The following is a 16,042-nucleotide window of genomic DNA, read 5'->3' on the forward strand; positions in this document are numbered from 1 at the left end:
CAAGCTTTCCGATGTTCACACTTATCGGTTCGTTGAATCTGATTTTTAAAGAACTGCGCTGCGTTTGAGCAGCGAAGGATTTGAATCATATAGAAGTCAGATCCTTTTGTCAAGAGCTCAGGAAGAAAATTTTTAAATTCACTTCAGAGCTGCTTGTTCTTTGCTGCCTCGTTTCCGAAGCAGGATGCGAATTATGAGGATGAAGAATCGATTTGTCAAGAGTGCGCGAAAAATATTTTTCCGTTCCTCGATGCCGCCTCGAGCTCCTCATGGGTATTGAGGTTGGCGAACGCCGAATCGTCCGGGAAGGAAACAACTTCAGCGCCGAGGGTTTTGTACCAGAAGCGGAGCCGTCGTTCATCAGCCTCAATCGAGGCTTTTGCAAGTCCCAGGCACTCCGTCCTCACGCAGGCAACCGCACTCTGATAGCGCCCTGATGTCTGCGCGACGAAGGCTTTCGGATTTCTGCCGTCGCGAAGAGCAAGCTCCTCGGCTTCGGAAAAGCGCTCTACGAGATTCCCCGGAAGCCAGGGCGCATCGCAGGGAGCGGTAAGCACCCACTCAGTCTGAATGAAGCCGGAGGCGTATGCGGCATCAAGCGCTGCGAGCGGCCCGGGGAAATTCTCCGTCCGGTCATGAACAACATAGGGCGAAAAAGCCCTGAAGGATTCCGGATCGCGGTTCGCGGAAATAACGATGCGGGAAGTCTGCGGTCCGAGGCAGTCGACCACCCAGGCAATGAGCGGGCGGCCATTCATCTGAAGGAGTGCCTTATTGGCGCCTCCCATCCGCGTGGCTCTTCCGCCCGCAAAGATGAGTCCGGTCACATTCTCCTTACGTATTGCACCCATTTCGATCCTTTTCGATGATTTCCTCAGTGCCGGTTCACAGGCTATCCTTCGCAAAAGCCAAAAGCCTTTTGATTAATGAGGCAGCGAATGACCGATTTCATCAGCATCGAGAAAGTCTACGGCATCCTTGAGGATGCAATCGCACCGGAAGCTTCGGTTGAAAGCTTTCCGCTTGAGAAGGCGCTCGGCCGCGTTCTGGCCGAAACGCTCACCTCTCCGGGCGACGTTCCGCCCTTCAATAATTCCGCCATGGACGGGTTCGCGTTTAACCGTGCAGAACTCGAAAAAGGCGCATCGGTTCGTCTTCTCGTAAAGGGCACTTCCTATGCAGGAACTCCCTGGATGGGAACGCTTGCTTCGGGTGAAGCCGTCCGCATCATGACGGGTGCGGCGACGCCTGAAGGCGCCGACACCGTCATTCCTTTCGAACGCACGGAAACAGTTGAAGAAAACGGGAATGCCTACGTCGTCTTTGAGACCAGCCGCGTGCGGCCTGCTGAAAATGTCCGCCTTCGCGGCGAAGAACTCCGCGCGGGAGACGCCGTCATGGAGCCAGGCATTGTGCTCACGCCCGCTTATCTGGGTCTCGCCGCATCACTCGGCCGCGCAGAATTAAGCTGCCGGAAGCTCCGCGTTGCCGTCTTCTCAACGGGCGACGAATTGGTGGAACCCGGCACGGACGGAACACTGCCTCCGGGAAAAATCTGGAATTCGAATTCTTCCGTCATCACGTCGCTCGTGCGCACCTGGGGAGCTGAAGCCGAAGACCTCGGCATTCTTCCCGATGACCCGGTGGTCATCAGGAAGGCGCTTTCAGAAGCCGCGGCCCGTTCGGACTTTCTGATTGCGAGCGGCGGCGTCGGCGAAGGCGAACACGACTACACCTCGCGGGTGCTCGCGGACATGGGGAGCGGAATCACTCACTATCACGTCAGCATGCGCCCGGGGAAGCCTTTCTCCTTCGGCCGCGTTGCCGGCGAACATGCCTGCTGGTTCATGGCGCTCCCGGGGAACCCCGTGGCGGCAGCCGTTTCGGCGCAGCTCTTCCTGAGGCGAGCGCTCCGGCTCGCCGCCGGCTCCACGGAACCCCTCGGACTGCCGGAGTTTCCGGCGATCGCCGCCAGGGACATCAAGGGACGCACCGGACGAACGGATCTTGTAAGAGGACGCGCAGACTTTGTTGACGGGGAAATGCGCTTCACGCCCGCGCATTCCCAGAGCTCCGGCATGCTGACGACGCTTGCCGGCATGAACGCCATGGCAGTCCTTGATGTGAATACGGACCGCATTCACGAAGGCGATGCGGTCCGCTGTCTCAGGCTTCTTTCCTGACCGGTCAGTTTTTCTGACTCTTTTTGCGCTGGAGGCTCATGCGCTTCCAGCGCCCGCCCGGAGCCCGCGCGGCAACTGCCTCGCCGAGCTCCCGGTCGCGGCGGCGTTCGTGCCTCGCTGCTTCAGCGAGCGCGAGGTTCCTGCGTTCCGCCGCTTCGGCAATCCTCACCTCCTGCGCATCCTGAGGATCCATGAGAGGCACCTGAAGCACCGCTTTTTCCGTCGGCGACGTCTCAGGCTCCTCCTTCGGTTCCTGTGGGCATGAAGGCGCCTTCATCGCCGATCCGTGTCCCTCCGCCCAGCTGATCGCATTTTCGAGCGCGGCGGCCTCCCGGGGATCAAGCTGCGCGGGAACAATCACTTCACCCGTCAGGCTTGTAATTCCGCGGTATCCCACGCCCATCATGAAAATGCCGTGATGGCGCCCGTAGGTGCGGTCTTCATGCTGATGGCCGTGAAAGGCCCAGCGCACGCCCAATGCTTCCGCAAGCCGGTCGATCGCGGCGAAGCCCTTCCTGTGGCAGGAAGGCGCCTCGTGCGTAACGAGAATATCCGCGCTCTGGCGCATCAGGTTCTGGTAGACCGACGGAAAAATCGTCGTTCGGTGACGACGCGGCAGGCCGCCCCGCCACATATTGCCGAGACCCACGCGCCGGATGAAGCTCGCCGGGCAGAAATAATTGGGCGCATCGTCCGGCATCCAGACCTGACCGCGAAAAACGCCGCCGAGTCCGGCAATTCTCAGGCCCGCCACATTGGCCACGCGCCCGTGGAGATTGTGAGCGGCAAGCGAGCTGCGCCAGATGTTGTCGTAGATCGCGTCCGTATCCGAATCGTGATTTCCCGGAATCCACCAGACGGGACAAACGCTCAGAGCCCCTGCGAGGACGACCTCGAGGGGTGCCGGCGGCTGCATGTCGCCCAGAATGACGATCGCATCAGGCTTATGCTGAAGCGCAGCTTCGTTGATGTGGTCAAAGGAACCGTGCGGATCGCCGCAGAAGAAAATCTTCGGCAGCGTTTTCGGAATGCCGGCTCTGCGATGACGACGGGGACGACGCCTTTTTCTTCTGATTTCTTCTGTTGCCATTAATCCCGCGAGCCTGCTTTCGTACTCTCCTTATAGAGAGCGGCGATGCGTTCGGCCTCGCTGCTGACCTGATCGCGCAGTTCCTGAGGTTCAAGAACCTCAACGCGCGACCCCCAGCGAAGGATTTCGCCGACGATTTCCGTCGGATCAGAATAGGGGACCAAAAGCATCAGAGAACCGTCATCGAGCTGCTGCACGCGCTGCTTCGGATGCCAGGCTTCGCGGAGAACGTAATGCGCGGCTCTGCCGTCAAAGTGCAGCCGTGCAGTCTTGATCTCCTTGCCGTGGAAGATACCGTAGCCCGCGTCGAGCTCTCTCGCTACGTCGTCAAGCACCATGCGCTTAACGCTCGTAGTCAGAATTTCGGCGCTTTCGATGTTTTCGATCTGGAAGGTTTTGAGCTGCTGCGTGAGATGGCAGAAGGCGTCGACATACCAGCGGTTGCGGTAGTGAACAAGCCTCATGGGCGAGATTTCACGCGTTGAATGTTCATCCGTACGCCACGAATAGTAGGAAATCCGCACGCGGCGCTTTTCGCAGAGCGCGCACCCGATCGTTTCGAAAGTGGCGGGCTCCTGGAAAACCACGCGGCGCTCAACAACGCGCACGCGGCGCATGAGCTCCCTCGGGGTCGTTCCGCCGAGCGTGAAGAGCCCGAGCACGCGCGACCTCAGGGGCGGCAGCTCCGTTGCGAGCGCAGAGGAGCGGTCCACCTCGAGCGCTCCGAGAAGGTCGTAGGTCGAGGTGAGAACGAAGAGCTCCTCGGACGAATACCACTGCTTTTTCGCAAGGCGCGAGGCAATGATGTTGGGCCGGGTGGTGTCGTTGCCCTTGGCGGGCATGGCCTTGCCGCCCTTCCCGATGCGGAGCTTTCTTTCCTCAGAGGTCTGCAGAGCGCCCGAGGCGTAGTAGTAGCCGTTGTGGGCGCGCGAATAGCGGATCGGAGCATGGAGCTCGTCGCGCATGTACTGCAGATCGCGCTTGATCGTGGGAGCGCTCACCTTGAGAAGAAGCTCGAATTCCTCGAAGGCAACATAACCCTTCTCGGTCAGCAACTTGTCGATGATCAAGCGGCGCATATTGCTCTTCATGAACGTAAGCTCCCTTTAGGTAGGCGTCAGATGAACTGTGCAGGGAAACATATCCTGCATTTTGAGAGGGCTTCCGATGGCGCTTCTTTCAAAGCGCCGCCCGGAAGGGATCTCCCGCAGGGAATTCCTCAAAGCCGGGGAGAACCCGGCCGAGAACATTCCGGTCGAAAACATGATGAAGCCGGATAAATCCGGCCTCAGGTGCTGATCATTCTACCGTATGACGAGAAGCTCCCGAGATCTGAAGGCTCCTCAAATGATCCTGAAAAACACCACATTGAAGCGTCAGGGGGTCTCGAGCACCTCAACGCCCTGAGGAACCCTGAACTGAAAGCGCGAGCTCTCCGGGTGCGCGCTCGCAAACCGCGTGAAGACGATCGTCGTCGTCTGGCCGAAGCTGTCGTAGAGGCTCAGAACCTCGGGGAATCCGGAACTGCCGAACTTCACCTCCACGCGCTCAAAGCCTCCCTGAGGCTCCTCGGGCGTCAGCGTGATCTGATCCCCGGAACTTTTTTCCGTCCAGCCGGCCGGGAGCTTTCCCGATCCGAAAAGGAGCGCCGCCGGCGTCTGAGCGAGCGCATCACCCGCAGGCTTCACGGTCACCTGCATCAGATCCTCGTCGTAGACCCAGATGGTTTTCCCGTCGCTCACGATTCTCTGGCGCCAGGGCTTTTCGTAAAGCCAGTCGAAAGCGCCCGGGCGCAGGAAGGCAAAGGTGCCTTCCGCGGCATTCGCAACCTTCCCTGTTCGATCCCGGGTTTCCTGGCGAAAGGCGCCTTCGGCTCCGGATACCTCGGCGAGGAACTTTTCGAGCACGGCGCTCCCCTCAGCCGCAAGGGAGACACCGGGGAGAAGCGACCCGAGCGCGGCGAGAAGAAGCGTGCGGCGCGGGAGAAAGAAGTGGTTCGTCATCAGAAGACGCCTCGAAGAAATCAATTGCGGTCGGGCACAAGAATCGTGCGCTTGCCCATGGATGAAGGCTTGCTCACAAGGCCAGCCGATTCCATGGCTTCAAGAAGATTAGCGGCTCTGTTGTAGCCGATCCCGAGGTGGCGCTGCACAAAGGAAATGGAGGCGCGCTTTTCCTCGAGGACGAGCGCCACCGCCTTGTCGTAAAGCGGATCGCTTTCGCCCGAACGCCGTCCGCCCGCATCTCCGGCATCTGCGCCTCCTGCGTCCTCTTCCGTTTCGGTAACGCCCGACACATAGGAGGGAGAACCCTGTTTTTTGAGTTCCTCAGCAACGCGCGCGACTTCGCCGTCCGCCACGAAGCACCCCTGGATGCGGGTGGCGCCTGGCGTGCCGGGGCGATGGAGCAGCATGTCGCCGTTGCCGAGAAGCTGCTCTGCGCCCGATTCGCCGAGAATCACGCGGCTGTCGGTCGCGGAAGCCACCTGGAAGGAAATGCGTGTGGGAACGTTCGCCTTGATGAGAGACGTCACCACATCAACCGACGGACGCTGCGTGGCGAGAATCAGGTGAATGCCCGCAGCGCGCGCCTTCTGCGTGAGGCGCGTGATCTCACCCTCGACTTCCTTCCGGTTCGTGAGCATCAGGTCGGCGAGTTCGTCGACCACGCAGACGATGTAGGGCCAGGGCTCGAGATTCTCCGCTAGCGGATCGTCCTTCGCCGCCATCGGGTCGCGAATGGGTTCGCCCCGGCGGTTCGCGTCCGACACCTTTTCATTGAAGCTCGAGAACTGCCTCACGCCCACGCGGCTCATGACGGCGTAGCGCCGGTCCATTTCGCCCGTGAGCCACTTGAGCGCGGCGCTCGCCTTATTCATGTCGGTGACGACAGGCGTCAAGAGATGCGGAATGCCGTTATAGAGCGAGAATTCGAGCATCTTCGGGTCGATCAGAACAAGGCGGAGCTGCGTGGGGTCGTTCCTGAAGAGCATCGAGAGGATCATCGCGTTGATGCCGACCGACTTGCCCGAGCCCGTCGTGCCGGCAACGAGGAGATGCGGCGTCTTCGCGAGATCCATGACGAAGGGCTTCCCGGCGATGTCCTTGCCGATTGCCAGGGTGAGCGCTGAACGGCTCTTTTCAAAGGCTTCGCTCTTGATGATTTCCTTGAGGCGCACCATTTCGCGCACGGGGTTCGGCACCTCCAGTCCCACGTAGCTCGTACCGGGAACGGAGAGCACGATGCGCACCGCCTGCACGCCGAGCGCGCGGCGCAGGTCGTCGCGAACGTTTTCGATCTGAGAGCCCTTCACGCCGGCGCCGGGCTCGAGCCAGTACTGCGTGATGACGGGCCCGGGCTGAGCGCCCATCACTTCCGAATCGATCCCGTAGCTCTTCAGCTTCGCGACGATGAGGCGGCTCGTCATCTGGATCGTTTCCTCATCGGTGCCGCGCCGCGCGGGATCAGCGTCGTCAAGAAGCATGAGGCTCGGCCGCTCGGAAGACGAGGAAGTCTCCTTCGGGCTTCTCGTCGTCAGCACTTCCTCGGGGAAGAGCGATGCCCCGGAATTCAACGCTTCGGACGTGGGCTTCACAATCTCGATTTCCTGGGAAAGCGCTGAAGGTTCATAAACCGGAATGTCGACCCGGGGACTTTCCGGCGCATTCTCTCCGGTCTCAAGGGTCATCTCTTCCCCGGGCTTCTTGCGGCTCAGACGGGAAAGAATCCGCTCATCAATAAAGCGTCCTATTTTCTCCGCCGCATCGGTCCAGGAAAAATCCATCAGGAGCGAAATGCCGATGGCGGAAAGAAGGAGAAAGACGACGAGCGCGACCCCCGCGCCGACATAGTGCATGACGGCGTATGCGAGGGTATTGCCGAGAATGCCGCCCGGATCTCCGGGAAGCGTCACGGGGGATCGGGCTATCCGCATGGCTTCGAATGCCGTCGACCCGATCATGAGGGCGCAGAGGCCGAAAAAAGCCGTGAATTTAGGGGGATTGATGCGCTCCGGGTTGGTCTCCCCGCGCTCGGCTCTCAATTTTGAGCGGAAGGCGAAGAAGGCAACCATCACAAGACCCAGCACGAACCACCAGGCGGAAAGCCCGAAAAGCCCCAGCAGAAAATCCGCGCACCAGGCGCCCCAGACGCCGCAGAAATTTGCAGGCGTCCGTGCGGTCGCAACCGAAAAGGCCGGATCGTCGGGAGAATACGTGCCGAGCGCGAGTGCGAGGAGAAGCGCCGCGGGTACGGAGAATGCCCAGCTTCTCTCCCAGAGAAAGCGCGCGAGTCCGATGAAGGCTTCTGCAAAGCGCTCTCTCATTTCGCGGCGCGCCTGCGCCCTGCGGGCCTTTCTTTCCGCATCGGCCTCAGCGCGCTCAAGCGCCTCCACGGCCCTCGCGGAATCGAATTTTTCTTCCTCCGCCACGCCGGACTTCGAATTTTTCGTGCCCTTTGCGCGGGCGTTCTTCTTCGCCATCGGTAAAAAGATCCTTTCTCAATCCGATCTTTGATTGTACTTTGGGCAACCGCAATTTCCCGCAACACCCGCGATAATGGGAGTACAACTATTTCATTTCCCGGACGGCTGAGAAGCGATGCCGTCCGAAGATCCCAGAAGGAAAAGAACATGTCGAACATTCAACACGCCCGCGTCATCATTCTCGGCTCCGGTCCGGCTGGCTGGACGGCTGCCGTCTACGCCGCCCGCGCCAATCTCGAACCGGTCCTCATCACCGGCATGGAAGCGGGCGGCCAGCTCATGACGACGACGGAGGTCGACAACTGGCCGGGCGCCGCCGAAGGCATTCAGGGGCCGGAGCTCATGGAGCGCCTCCAGAAGCAGGCCGAGCGCTTCGGCACCCGGGTGGTCTACGACCTCGTGAAGACGGCGGATCTTTCGAAGCGCCCCTTTACGCTCACGACCGATATGGGCGAAACGTGGACCGCGGACGCCCTCATTCTCGCGACGGGCGCCTCCGCCATGTACCTTGGTCTCCCGAGCGAAGAGGCTTATAAGGGCAAGGGCGTCTCCGCCTGCGCCACCTGCGACGGCTTCTTCTACCGCGGCAAGCCCGTGGCTGTTGTGGGCGGCGGCAATGCCGCCGTCGAGGAAGCGCTCTACCTCGCCAACATCGCGAGCCACGTGACGCTCGTTCACCGCAGAAAGACTTTCCGCGCCGAACCGATTCTCGTCGACCAGCTCATGAAGATGGTCGGGGACGGGAAAATCACGCTTGAACTCGATCGCGAGGTGGCTGAAGTGCTCGGAAACGGCAAGGCCGTCACGGGTCTGTCGCTTAAGAGCACTGCCGGCGAAGCGCCGAAGGAAGTCGCCGTTGAGGGCGTCTTCATCGCGATCGGCCACCGCCCCAATACGGACGTCTTTGCCGGGCAGCTGAAGCTCATGAACGGCTACATCGTGACGGCCGGAACCGGCAACTCCGCCGCCACCGCAACGAGCGTTACGGGGGTCTTTGCCGCCGGCGACGTACAGGATCCCTTCTACCGTCAGGCAGTAACCTCCGCCGCTGCGGGCTGCATGGCGGCGCTTGACGTTCAGCGCTTCCTTGAAGCCGAAGACGCCATGAAGCGCTGATCAATTCATTTTTCAGATCCATCAGAAAATGGCTCAGTATCACGATCTCTCTGATCTCAAGAAGCTCTCGCGCGACCTCAAGGCTCAGGCCAAGGCCGCCGAAGAGGCTAAAAAGAAGGCGCTTGCCGAATCAAGGAAACTGAATGAAGCGGGCGACGCCTTCCGCGCAGCGATGAAGGAACTCGGGGTGAGCCCGAAGGACGTCACGCGCGGACGCGTGGTGAAGCCCGTTCTGAAGCCCCAGCCCGTTGCCCGGCAGCACGAAGCCGAAAAGCAGGAAGTGCTCGAGGCTTCTCTTTCGGACGAATGCGATCCGGTGGTGTTTCTCGAGAGCGAGGACGGCCTCATGTTCCGCCGTCCCGACGTGCCGCCTGAAATTCCAAGAAGGCTCTACCGAGGCGAATGGACGGTACAGGCCCACATCGACCTTCACGGTCTCTTTGTCGACGAGGCGCGCGAAGCGGTCGCGAGGTTCCTGCGGAACGCGCAGATCCGCGGCGACCGGTGCCTGAGGATCGTCCACGGCAAGGGCTACAACTCCGAGGGCGGCCACAGCGTCCTGAAGGAAATGGTCCGCCGCTGGCTCAAGCAGCGCTCCGAGGTGATGGCATTCGTCCAGGCGCCGCCGCACGACGGCGATGCGGGCGCGGTCATCGTGCTTCTTGACCAGAAGCGGCGCTTCACGCCCTGATCAGCACTCAGAAGGAGATCCGCATGATTGGTGAACCCGTCTTTGCCGCACTCGCCCAGAACACGGCGCTTGTCGATGCGATCGGCATGCTCGGGTTCGCCCTTGCGGGCATCCTGGCCGCCCAGGGCCGCGGCGTCGACCCGGTGGGCGTCTTCATCCTCGCCTTCACGAGCGCCTTCGGCGGCCTCACGATCCGGGACCTGCTCCTTGATCTGAGACCCTTCTACTGGGTCGAGCACGAAGCGATCACGTGGCTCATTCTCGTCTTCACGATCTTTGCGCCGGCAATCGTGAAGCGCTTCTCGCGCTCCTTTGCGCACGAGCTCTTTATCTGGGCCGATGCTGTGGGCCTCGGAGTCTTTTGCGCCTCGGGGACCCTCCTTGCCTGGGAAAAAGGCATTCCGCCCTTGTCCTGCACCCTTGTAGGCGTGGGTACGGGCATTCTGGGCGGCGTCATGAGAGACGTCCTCCTCAACCGCATGCCGGCTGCGCTTTCCGACAGAAAGCCCTACGGGCTCGCCGGGTTCGTGGGCTGCTGGCTCTGCGTGATTCTTCTTTCCGACGGCGTGCGGCCCGAGGCGACGGTCTACGTGACCGCAGCCACGATCGTTCTCTTCAGGATGTTCACGCTCAAGGTGAACTGGGAAATCCGCTACCGGTCGGAACTCGCTAAAAAGATCTTCCCCGGGAACGGCCCGGTGTCGCTTGCGCGGATGCTGAAAGGGCGCAGGCGCACGGGAGAGAACGGAAATTCAGCCGCGTCCCGACCGAAGGAAGCCCGGCGCGAAAAGACCGTTCGACGCGAGGACGCTCCGCGCGAGACCCCGCCCCGCTATTCCGCCAATGTGCTCCCGCAGCGGCGCGACTACCCAAAGGAAAAGCCCGCCAACAAACCGTCGGCAGGCTCTTCGGAGAAGCCCCGCAAATAGAGCTCGCAGGCGCCCGGACCAACCGGGCGCTTTTTATTGGGATCAGACCGCGGCTTCGCCGGTTTCGCCCGTACGAATGCGGATCACCTGCTCCACGTCGAAGACGAAGATCTTGCCGTCGCCGATCTTGCCGGTATGCGCGGCGCGGCGAATGGCTTCAACCGCCGTTTCCGCGATATCGTCCGCCACAACCGTCTCAACCTTGAGCTTCGGCAGGAAGTCGACGATGTACTCCGCACCGCGGTAGAGCTCGGTATGACCTTTCTGGCGGCCGAACCCCTTCACTTCGGTGACGGTGAGGCCATGCACGCCGGCCTCGCCGAGCGCTTCCCGGACGTCGTCAAGCTTGAAGGGCTTGATTACGGCGACGATCTGCTTCATTTCTGATTTCTCCTTTCGCGAAACAAGCAAAGGCCGGGCTTTTTCGGTTTGCGAAAAAGATTCCGGCCTTTCCTGGTCCAATGAGCGCCTTTTAAAGACGGGTGCTCGTCATGGGACGATTACTTGTCAGCCTTCTTCGAGGCAGCCTTCTTCGTCGTGGTTTCGCCCTTGGCAGCCTTGGGAGCCTCGGCAGCAGCCTGCGGCTTCACTTCAGCGGGACGACCGACGCGGTACTCGTAGAGCGACACGTCCTTCACGCGCACGCCGAACTTCGGATCGTTGTTCGGGGAGTGCCACACGTCGCGCTTCTGGCGCCACGCATTGATGAAGGCGATGACGTTCTGCGGCATCTTGGGCGAGTCCGAGAGTTCATTGATCGTGAACTGCTGACCGCCAACAAGGAAAAGCTGCAGCTGATGGATGAACGGTCCTTTTTCTTCAACCTTTGCGGGTTCCTGATTCTCTGCCATTTGTCTGGATTCCTAATTCGGTCGTGCGATGGGTCAGGGAAAATTAGCCCGAACCAGAGGTCCGGAATGCGAACCGGCGCACGTGTGGGCGTGAACTTTATCACGCCTGATGCCCGCGCAAAGTCGCGCGCGGGCTAGAAACATAGAACTTTACAACGAAAGTGCCTCTGCTGTCTCGTTGGCGAGCCGTTCTGCTAACGCACTGTCGGAAGCTTCGACCATGATGCGAAGGAGCGGTTCGGTGCCCGAGGGGCGGATGAGCACGCGCCCGCGGCCTTCAAGCGTCTTTTCGGCATGCTCAACCGCAGCCATGAAAGCGTGATTCGACTTCCAGTCGTAGCCTTTTTCAATTCTTTTGTTTACGAGGCACTGCGGCAACAATTCAAGGTCTTCGGTCAATTCGGCAAGTGTTTTCCCGGTCCTTCGCATGGCGGCAAGAATCTGGAGCGCGCTCACAATGCCGTCGCCCGTAGTCTGTCTGTCGAGTGCAAGAATGTGGCCGGAGGTTTCGCCGCCGAAGCGCCAGCCGCGCTTCAGGAGCTCCTCGAGCACGTAGCGGTCGCCCACCTTGGCGCGCACGAATTCAAGGCCGAGCTCCTTCACGCGCTTCTCAAGACCATAGTTCGACATGAGGGTGCCCACGACGCCGAAGACTTTCCCGCGGCTCATGCGGTCCCTCACGAGAACGTAAAGGAGCTGATCTCCGTTATAAACATTCCCCTCAGCGTCGGCCATGATCAGTCGATCGGCATCGCCGTCGAGACTTACTGCAATCTGACACGAGGTTTTTTTACACCTAATGGATAGGTCTTCAGTATGTGTTGCGCCAACGCCACGATTGATGTTGAAGCCGTCCGGTGAAGCGCCTTCGGCGACGACATCTGCGCCAAGTTCATGGAAAACATCAGGCGCGACGTGGTAGGCCGCACCGTTGGCGCAGTCGACATAGATCCTCATGCCCTTGAGATCGATCTCCTCGCCGATCGTCGACTTGCAGAATTCGATGTAGCGGCCTGACGCGTCGTCAAGACGCCGGGCTTTGCCGAGGTCCTTCGATTCCACGCAGGAGAAGCCTTCGTCGATCTCCTTCTCGATCTCAAGTTCCCACTCGTCGGGAAGTTTCTGACCGGCGCCTGAAAAGAATTTGATGCCGTTGTCGTCGTACGGGTTGTGGCTCGCGGAAATGACGACGCCGGCCTCCAGCCTCAGAGCGCGCGTGAGGTAGGCGACGGCCGGGGTCGGAATCGGGCCGCAGAGGACGACGTCCGTCCCTGCAGCGGAGAAGCCCGCCTGAAGCGCGGCTTCAAGCATGTAGCCCGAAACGCGCGTGTCCTTGCCGATGAGAACTGTGGCTCGCCCTGTGGGGCTGTGGCGCTTCAACACTCTGCCCGCCGCCTGGCCGAGCTTCATCACAAAGTCGGGCGTGATGGGAAGCTTTCCCACCTTGCCGCGAACGCCGTCCGTACCGAAATAACGCCGGTTCATAACGAATCCTTTACTGACAAAAAAGTTGCCGGAATATTGAAGCCTGAAGTTGGAGAGAAGTCTCTCAGGAGCGTCCTCGCGCGTCAATGCGGATATCCGCTTGCCCGAAGGCTTTGAGAAGGGCCAGTGCATCCGCGGTCTCCCTCACGTCGTGAACGCGCAGGATCCGGGCGCCGCGCTCTGCGGCAAGAAGCGCTCCGGCAACGCTCGCCGCGGCGCGCTCATGCGGATTCCTTCTTCCGGTAATGCGCCCGAGGCTCCCCTTGCGCGAAAGCGCGGCAAGGAGCGGCCGTCCGGCAGAGAGAAACCGCCCGGATGCGGCGAGCACCTCGAAATTCTGCTCGAGCGTCTTTCCGAACCCGAAGCCCGGATCCCAGGCGATGCGCCCGGGTTCGACTCCCTGAGCCATCAGTGCCTCCTCGCGGCGCCCGAGGTATCGGAATGCGTCCTCAACCACGTCCTTCTCCGGATCAAACGGCCCCTGATGCATGATGACGAGCCCGAGCTTCGTGGAGGCAGCAGCCTCAAGAGCCCCCGGCATTTCAAACGAGCGCACGTCGTTGAGAATTGCCGCGCCGGCTTCTGCCGCCTCGAGCATGATTTCTGGCCTCGAGGTATCCACCGACACGCAGAAGCCTTCCTTAGCAAGTGCCTGCACCACGGGAATCACCCGGGCGCGCTCCTCTTCGAGCGGCACCTCCGCCGCGCCCGGACGGGTGGATTCGCCGCCCACGTCGATGATCCGGGCGCCGTCGCTGCGCATCTTTTCCGCCCAGGCGAGAGCGTCAGGGAGGGTATTGTGTTCGCCGCCGTCAGAGAAGGAATCCGGGGTGACGTTGAGAATCCCCATGATGACGGGCTCATCCCTCAGATCAAAATCAAAGGGGCCGCAGCGCCAGAGCTCTTCAGTCATTGCTCATCTCCGAAAAAGGAACAAAAAAAGACCGCGTCCGCCCGAAATCTGGGTTTTCGGTTCGGATGCGGTCTCGCTTTAAGGCTTGATTTTCACTCCGGATCAGCCGGCCTTGCCGGAGTCGTCCTTTCCGGCATCCTGAGGCTTCTCGGATTCGTCAGTTTTCCCCGGAGCATCGGTTTGAGGCGTCTCCGCCTTGGGAGCTTCAGGCGCCTCCCTCGCTTCAGGAGCGTCACTCGACTGAGGGGCTTCAGGCTTTTCAGCCGCAGCCGGCTCGTCATCCTTCGACTCGGTCTTGAAGGGCGGCAGTTCCACGCCCGAAGAATCCTTCGGCGGCGTCGGGAGCTTCCCTTCCATGATCTCGTCGATCTGCTCCTTATTAATCGTTTCCCACTGCAGAAGCGCCTGCGCCATGACTTCCATCTTGTCGCGGTTTTCCTCAATGAGACGACGGGCAACGGCGTACTGCTCGTCGATGATGCGGCGGACTTCCTCGTCAACAGCCTGCATGGTGCGCTCAGAGACATGCGTCGTCTTCGTCACCGAACGGCCGAGGAACACTTCGCCCTCGTTTTCCGCATAGACCATCGGGCCCATGCGCTCGCTCATGCCGTAGCGGGTCACCATGTCGCGCGCGAGCTGCGTGGCGCGCTCGAAATCGTTCGAAGCGCCGGTCGTCATCTGGTGCATGAAGATTTCCTCGGCGATGCGGCCGCCGAAGAGAATCGCAATGCGCGTGAGGAGATACTGGCGGTTGTAGGCGTAGCGGTCCTGCTCAGGGAGCTGCATGGTGAGGCCGAGCGCGCGTCCGCGCGGCACGATCGTCACCTTGTGCACCGGATCGGATTCAGGCAGAAGCCTTGCCACAACAGCGTGGCCCGATTCGTGATAGGCCGTGTTCCTCTTTTCGTCCTCGGTCATCACCATGGCGCGGCGCTCAGCGCCCATCATGATCTTGTCCTTGGCGTTCTCGAAGTCCTGCATGGAGACGACGAGGCCGTTCCTGCGGGCGGCGAAGAGCGCCGCCTCGTTCACGAGGTTGCCGAGATCGGCGCCGGAGAAGCCCGGCGTGCCGCGCGCGATGACCGCCACGTCGACGTCCTTGCCGACGGGGATCTTCTTCATGTGCACGTTGAGAATCTGCTCGCGGCCGCGAATGTCGGGCATCGGCACCACGACCTGACGGTCGAAGCGCCCCGGGCGCAGCAGCGCCGGGTCGAGCACGTCGGGACGGTTCGTGGCGGCGATCACGATGACGTTCGCACCGGTATCAAAGCCGTCCATTTCGACGAGCATCTGGTTAAGGGTCTGCTCGCGTTCGTCGTTGCCGCCGCCCAAGCCGGCGCCGCGCTGGCGGCCGACCGCATCGATTTCGTCGATGAAGATGATGCAGGGAGCGTTCTTCTTCGCGGTTTCAAACATGTCGCGAACGCGCGCAGCGCCCACGCCAACGAACATTTCAACGAAGTCCGAACCCGAAATCGTGAAGAAGGGAACGCCCGCTTCGCCGGCGATCGCCTTCGCAAGGAGCGTCTTGCCGGTACCCGGGGAGCCGACGAGGAGAACGCCGCGCGGAATGCGGCCGCCGAGGCGCTGGTACTTCTCGGGGTCCTTCAGGAAGTCAACGATTTCCTGGACGTCTTCCTTCGCCTCGTCGCAGCCCGCCACGTCGCGGAAGCGCACGTGGTTTTCCTGCTCTGTGATCATGCGCGCCTTCGACTTGCCGAAGCTGAAGGCCCCGCCGCCGCCGGCACCGCCCTGCATGCGGCGCATGAAGAAGATCCAGACGCCGATCAGAAGGAGCATCGGGAACCAGGAGACGAAAATGGTCGTGAGGAACGAGGGCTCCTCTTCGGCCTTGCCGTAGACCTGCACGCCCGACTTTCTCAGGTCGTCGACCATCCAGAGGTCGCCCGGGCTCGTGAGCGTGTACTCAGCGCCCTGCTGCGGCGTAACGATGATGCGGCGGCCCTGAATGTCCACGCGGCGGATCTTGCCGGCCTTGGCGTCATCCATGAACTGGGTGTAGCTCGTCGTGTCGAGCGACTGCGTCGAATTCGTCTCGAACTGGCGGAAGACCGTAAAGAGCACCACCGCGACGAGAATCCATACGGCAATGCGGGCAAAAGACTTGTTGTCCAACTTTGAACTCCGGTCGCAATTAGCAACGACGGGACGGAGAGGTCCCCCCGCCTGAGGTCCGGAACGTCCTTCCGGGCGGAAGTTCGCCGGAACTCAGAAAATTGCGCTTGTTTCTTATCTTTGTTTCCATGGGCTCCGTCCGGATTTTTGTGCGGCGCC

Annotated in this window: 15 protein-coding genes; 5 read left to right on the top strand and 10 right to left on the bottom strand. The window is 61.0% G+C overall.

Going from position 1 to position 16,042, the window contains the following annotated elements:
- Window positions 1–215: 215 nt before the first annotated feature.
- The gene (gene mobA / locus Q0106_RS02940) at window positions 216–851 is read right to left on the bottom strand and encodes a molybdenum cofactor guanylyltransferase MobA (RefSeq protein WP_297608601.1); all 636 of its coding nucleotides are present in this window, start codon (window positions 849–851) and stop codon (window positions 216–218) included.
- Window positions 852–938: 87 nt separating this feature from the next.
- Between mobA and glp the strand changes: the two genes are divergently transcribed.
- Window positions 939–2,183, top strand: coding sequence for a gephyrin-like molybdotransferase Glp (glp, locus tag Q0106_RS02945; protein WP_297608604.1), 1,245 nt, complete (start codon window positions 939–941; stop codon window positions 2,181–2,183).
- A gap of 4 nt (window positions 2,184–2,187) precedes the next feature.
- On the opposite strand, the gene Q0106_RS02950 is transcribed toward glp, so the two are convergent.
- Window positions 2,188–3,273 (bottom strand): metallophosphoesterase, encoded by a 1,086-nt coding sequence (locus Q0106_RS02950; protein WP_297608607.1) that lies wholly within the window; start codon window positions 3,271–3,273, stop codon window positions 2,188–2,190.
- Window positions 3,273–4,364, bottom strand: coding sequence for a WYL domain-containing protein (locus Q0106_RS02955; RefSeq protein WP_297608610.1), 1,092 nt, complete (start codon window positions 4,362–4,364; stop codon window positions 3,273–3,275). Before Q0106_RS02955 ends, Q0106_RS02950 begins: the two co-directional genes overlap by 1 nt.
- Before the next feature lie 76 nt (window positions 4,365–4,440).
- On the opposite strand from Q0106_RS02955, the gene Q0106_RS02960 reads away from it, so the two are divergent.
- Window positions 4,441–4,572, top strand: a complete 132-nt coding sequence (locus tag Q0106_RS02960) for a hypothetical protein (RefSeq protein ID WP_297608613.1) — start codon at window positions 4,441–4,443, stop codon at window positions 4,570–4,572.
- Window positions 4,573–4,649: 77 nt separating this feature from the next.
- Here the strand turns inward: Q0106_RS02960 and lolA are convergent, their stop codons facing one another.
- A complete protein-coding gene (gene lolA / locus Q0106_RS02965) occupies window positions 4,650–5,276 on the bottom strand; it encodes an outer membrane lipoprotein chaperone LolA (protein ID WP_297608616.1) in 627 nt (208 codons plus the stop codon).
- Window positions 5,277–5,296: 20 nt separating this feature from the next.
- Window positions 5,297–7,753: a DNA translocase FtsK gene (locus tag Q0106_RS02970; RefSeq protein ID WP_297608619.1), complete on the bottom strand. Its 2,457-nt coding sequence runs from the start codon at window positions 7,751–7,753 to the stop codon at window positions 5,297–5,299.
- 150 nt (window positions 7,754–7,903) lie between these two features.
- On the opposite strand from Q0106_RS02970, the gene trxB reads away from it, so the two are divergent.
- The 3 genes from trxB to Q0106_RS02985 are packed head-to-tail and all read left to right on the top strand — an operon-like array spanning window position 7,904 to window position 10,492.
- Complete coding sequence (trxB, locus tag Q0106_RS02975) at window positions 7,904–8,872, top strand: thioredoxin-disulfide reductase (RefSeq protein ID WP_297608622.1); 969 nt, start codon at window positions 7,904–7,906, stop codon at window positions 8,870–8,872.
- A 28-nt stretch (window positions 8,873–8,900) separates the two neighbouring features.
- The gene (locus Q0106_RS02980; protein ID WP_297608625.1) at window positions 8,901–9,563 is read left to right on the top strand and encodes a Smr/MutS family protein; all 663 of its coding nucleotides are present in this window, start codon (window positions 8,901–8,903) and stop codon (window positions 9,561–9,563) included.
- A gap of 23 nt (window positions 9,564–9,586) precedes the next feature.
- Entirely contained in the window at window positions 9,587–10,492 is a 906-nt protein-coding gene (locus tag Q0106_RS02985) for a trimeric intracellular cation channel family protein (RefSeq protein WP_297608628.1), read from the top strand.
- 42 nt (window positions 10,493–10,534) lie between these two features.
- On the opposite strand, the gene Q0106_RS02990 is transcribed toward Q0106_RS02985, so the two are convergent.
- The 5 genes from Q0106_RS02990 to ftsH all read right to left on the bottom strand — a co-directional run bounded on the left by Q0106_RS02990 (window position 10,535) and on the right by ftsH (window position 15,883).
- Complete coding sequence (locus Q0106_RS02990) at window positions 10,535–10,873, bottom strand: P-II family nitrogen regulator (RefSeq protein WP_139688019.1); 339 nt, start codon at window positions 10,871–10,873, stop codon at window positions 10,535–10,537.
- A gap of 119 nt (window positions 10,874–10,992) precedes the next feature.
- A complete protein-coding gene (locus tag Q0106_RS02995; RefSeq protein ID WP_297608631.1) occupies window positions 10,993–11,343 on the bottom strand; it encodes a hypothetical protein in 351 nt (116 codons plus the stop codon).
- A gap of 150 nt (window positions 11,344–11,493) precedes the next feature.
- Window positions 11,494–12,828 (bottom strand): phosphoglucosamine mutase, encoded by a 1,335-nt coding sequence (glmM, locus tag Q0106_RS03000; protein ID WP_297608634.1) that lies wholly within the window; start codon window positions 12,826–12,828, stop codon window positions 11,494–11,496.
- A gap of 64 nt (window positions 12,829–12,892) precedes the next feature.
- Window positions 12,893–13,741 (bottom strand): dihydropteroate synthase, encoded by an 849-nt coding sequence (gene folP / locus Q0106_RS03005; RefSeq protein ID WP_297608637.1) that lies wholly within the window; start codon window positions 13,739–13,741, stop codon window positions 12,893–12,895.
- Between the two features lie 102 nt (window positions 13,742–13,843).
- Window positions 13,844–15,883 (bottom strand): ATP-dependent zinc metalloprotease FtsH, encoded by a 2,040-nt coding sequence (gene ftsH, locus Q0106_RS03010; protein WP_297608640.1) that lies wholly within the window; start codon window positions 15,881–15,883, stop codon window positions 13,844–13,846.
- Window positions 15,884–16,042 lie beyond the last annotated feature (159 nt).

Origin of the sequence: uncultured Sutterella sp. (assembly GCF_937923675.1) — a bacterium.
GTDB lineage: Bacteria > Pseudomonadota > Gammaproteobacteria > Burkholderiales > Burkholderiaceae_F > Sutterella.

Bases quoted from the DNA above. Each gene is read 5' to 3' on its own strand.
- mobA (WP_297608601.1), bottom strand. From the start codon at position 851: ATGGGTGCAATACGTAAGGAGAATGTGACCGGACTCATCTTTGCGGGC.
- glp (WP_297608604.1), top strand. From the start codon at position 939: ATGACCGATTTCATCAGCATCGAGAAAGTCTACGGCATCCTTGAGGAT.
- Q0106_RS02950 (WP_297608607.1), bottom strand. From the start codon at position 3,273: ATGGCAACAGAAGAAATCAGAAGAAAAAGGCGTCGTCCCCGTCGTCAT.
- Q0106_RS02955 (WP_297608610.1), bottom strand. From the start codon at position 4,364: ATGAAGAGCAATATGCGCCGCTTGATCATCGACAAGTTGCTGACCGAG.
- Q0106_RS02960 (WP_297608613.1), top strand. From the start codon at position 4,441: ATGGCGCTTCTTTCAAAGCGCCGCCCGGAAGGGATCTCCCGCAGGGAA.
- lolA (WP_297608616.1), bottom strand. From the start codon at position 5,276: ATGACGAACCACTTCTTTCTCCCGCGCCGCACGCTTCTTCTCGCCGCG.
- Q0106_RS02970 (WP_297608619.1), bottom strand. From the start codon at position 7,753: ATGGCGAAGAAGAACGCCCGCGCAAAGGGCACGAAAAATTCGAAGTCC.
- trxB (WP_297608622.1), top strand. From the start codon at position 7,904: ATGTCGAACATTCAACACGCCCGCGTCATCATTCTCGGCTCCGGTCCG.
- Q0106_RS02980 (WP_297608625.1), top strand. From the start codon at position 8,901: ATGGCTCAGTATCACGATCTCTCTGATCTCAAGAAGCTCTCGCGCGAC.
- Q0106_RS02985 (WP_297608628.1), top strand. From the start codon at position 9,587: ATGATTGGTGAACCCGTCTTTGCCGCACTCGCCCAGAACACGGCGCTT.
- Q0106_RS02990 (WP_139688019.1), bottom strand. From the start codon at position 10,873: ATGAAGCAGATCGTCGCCGTAATCAAGCCCTTCAAGCTTGACGACGTC.
- Q0106_RS02995 (WP_297608631.1), bottom strand. From the start codon at position 11,343: ATGGCAGAGAATCAGGAACCCGCAAAGGTTGAAGAAAAAGGACCGTTC.
- glmM (WP_297608634.1), bottom strand. From the start codon at position 12,828: ATGAACCGGCGTTATTTCGGTACGGACGGCGTTCGCGGCAAGGTGGGA.
- folP (WP_297608637.1), bottom strand. From the start codon at position 13,741: ATGACTGAAGAGCTCTGGCGCTGCGGCCCCTTTGATTTTGATCTGAGG.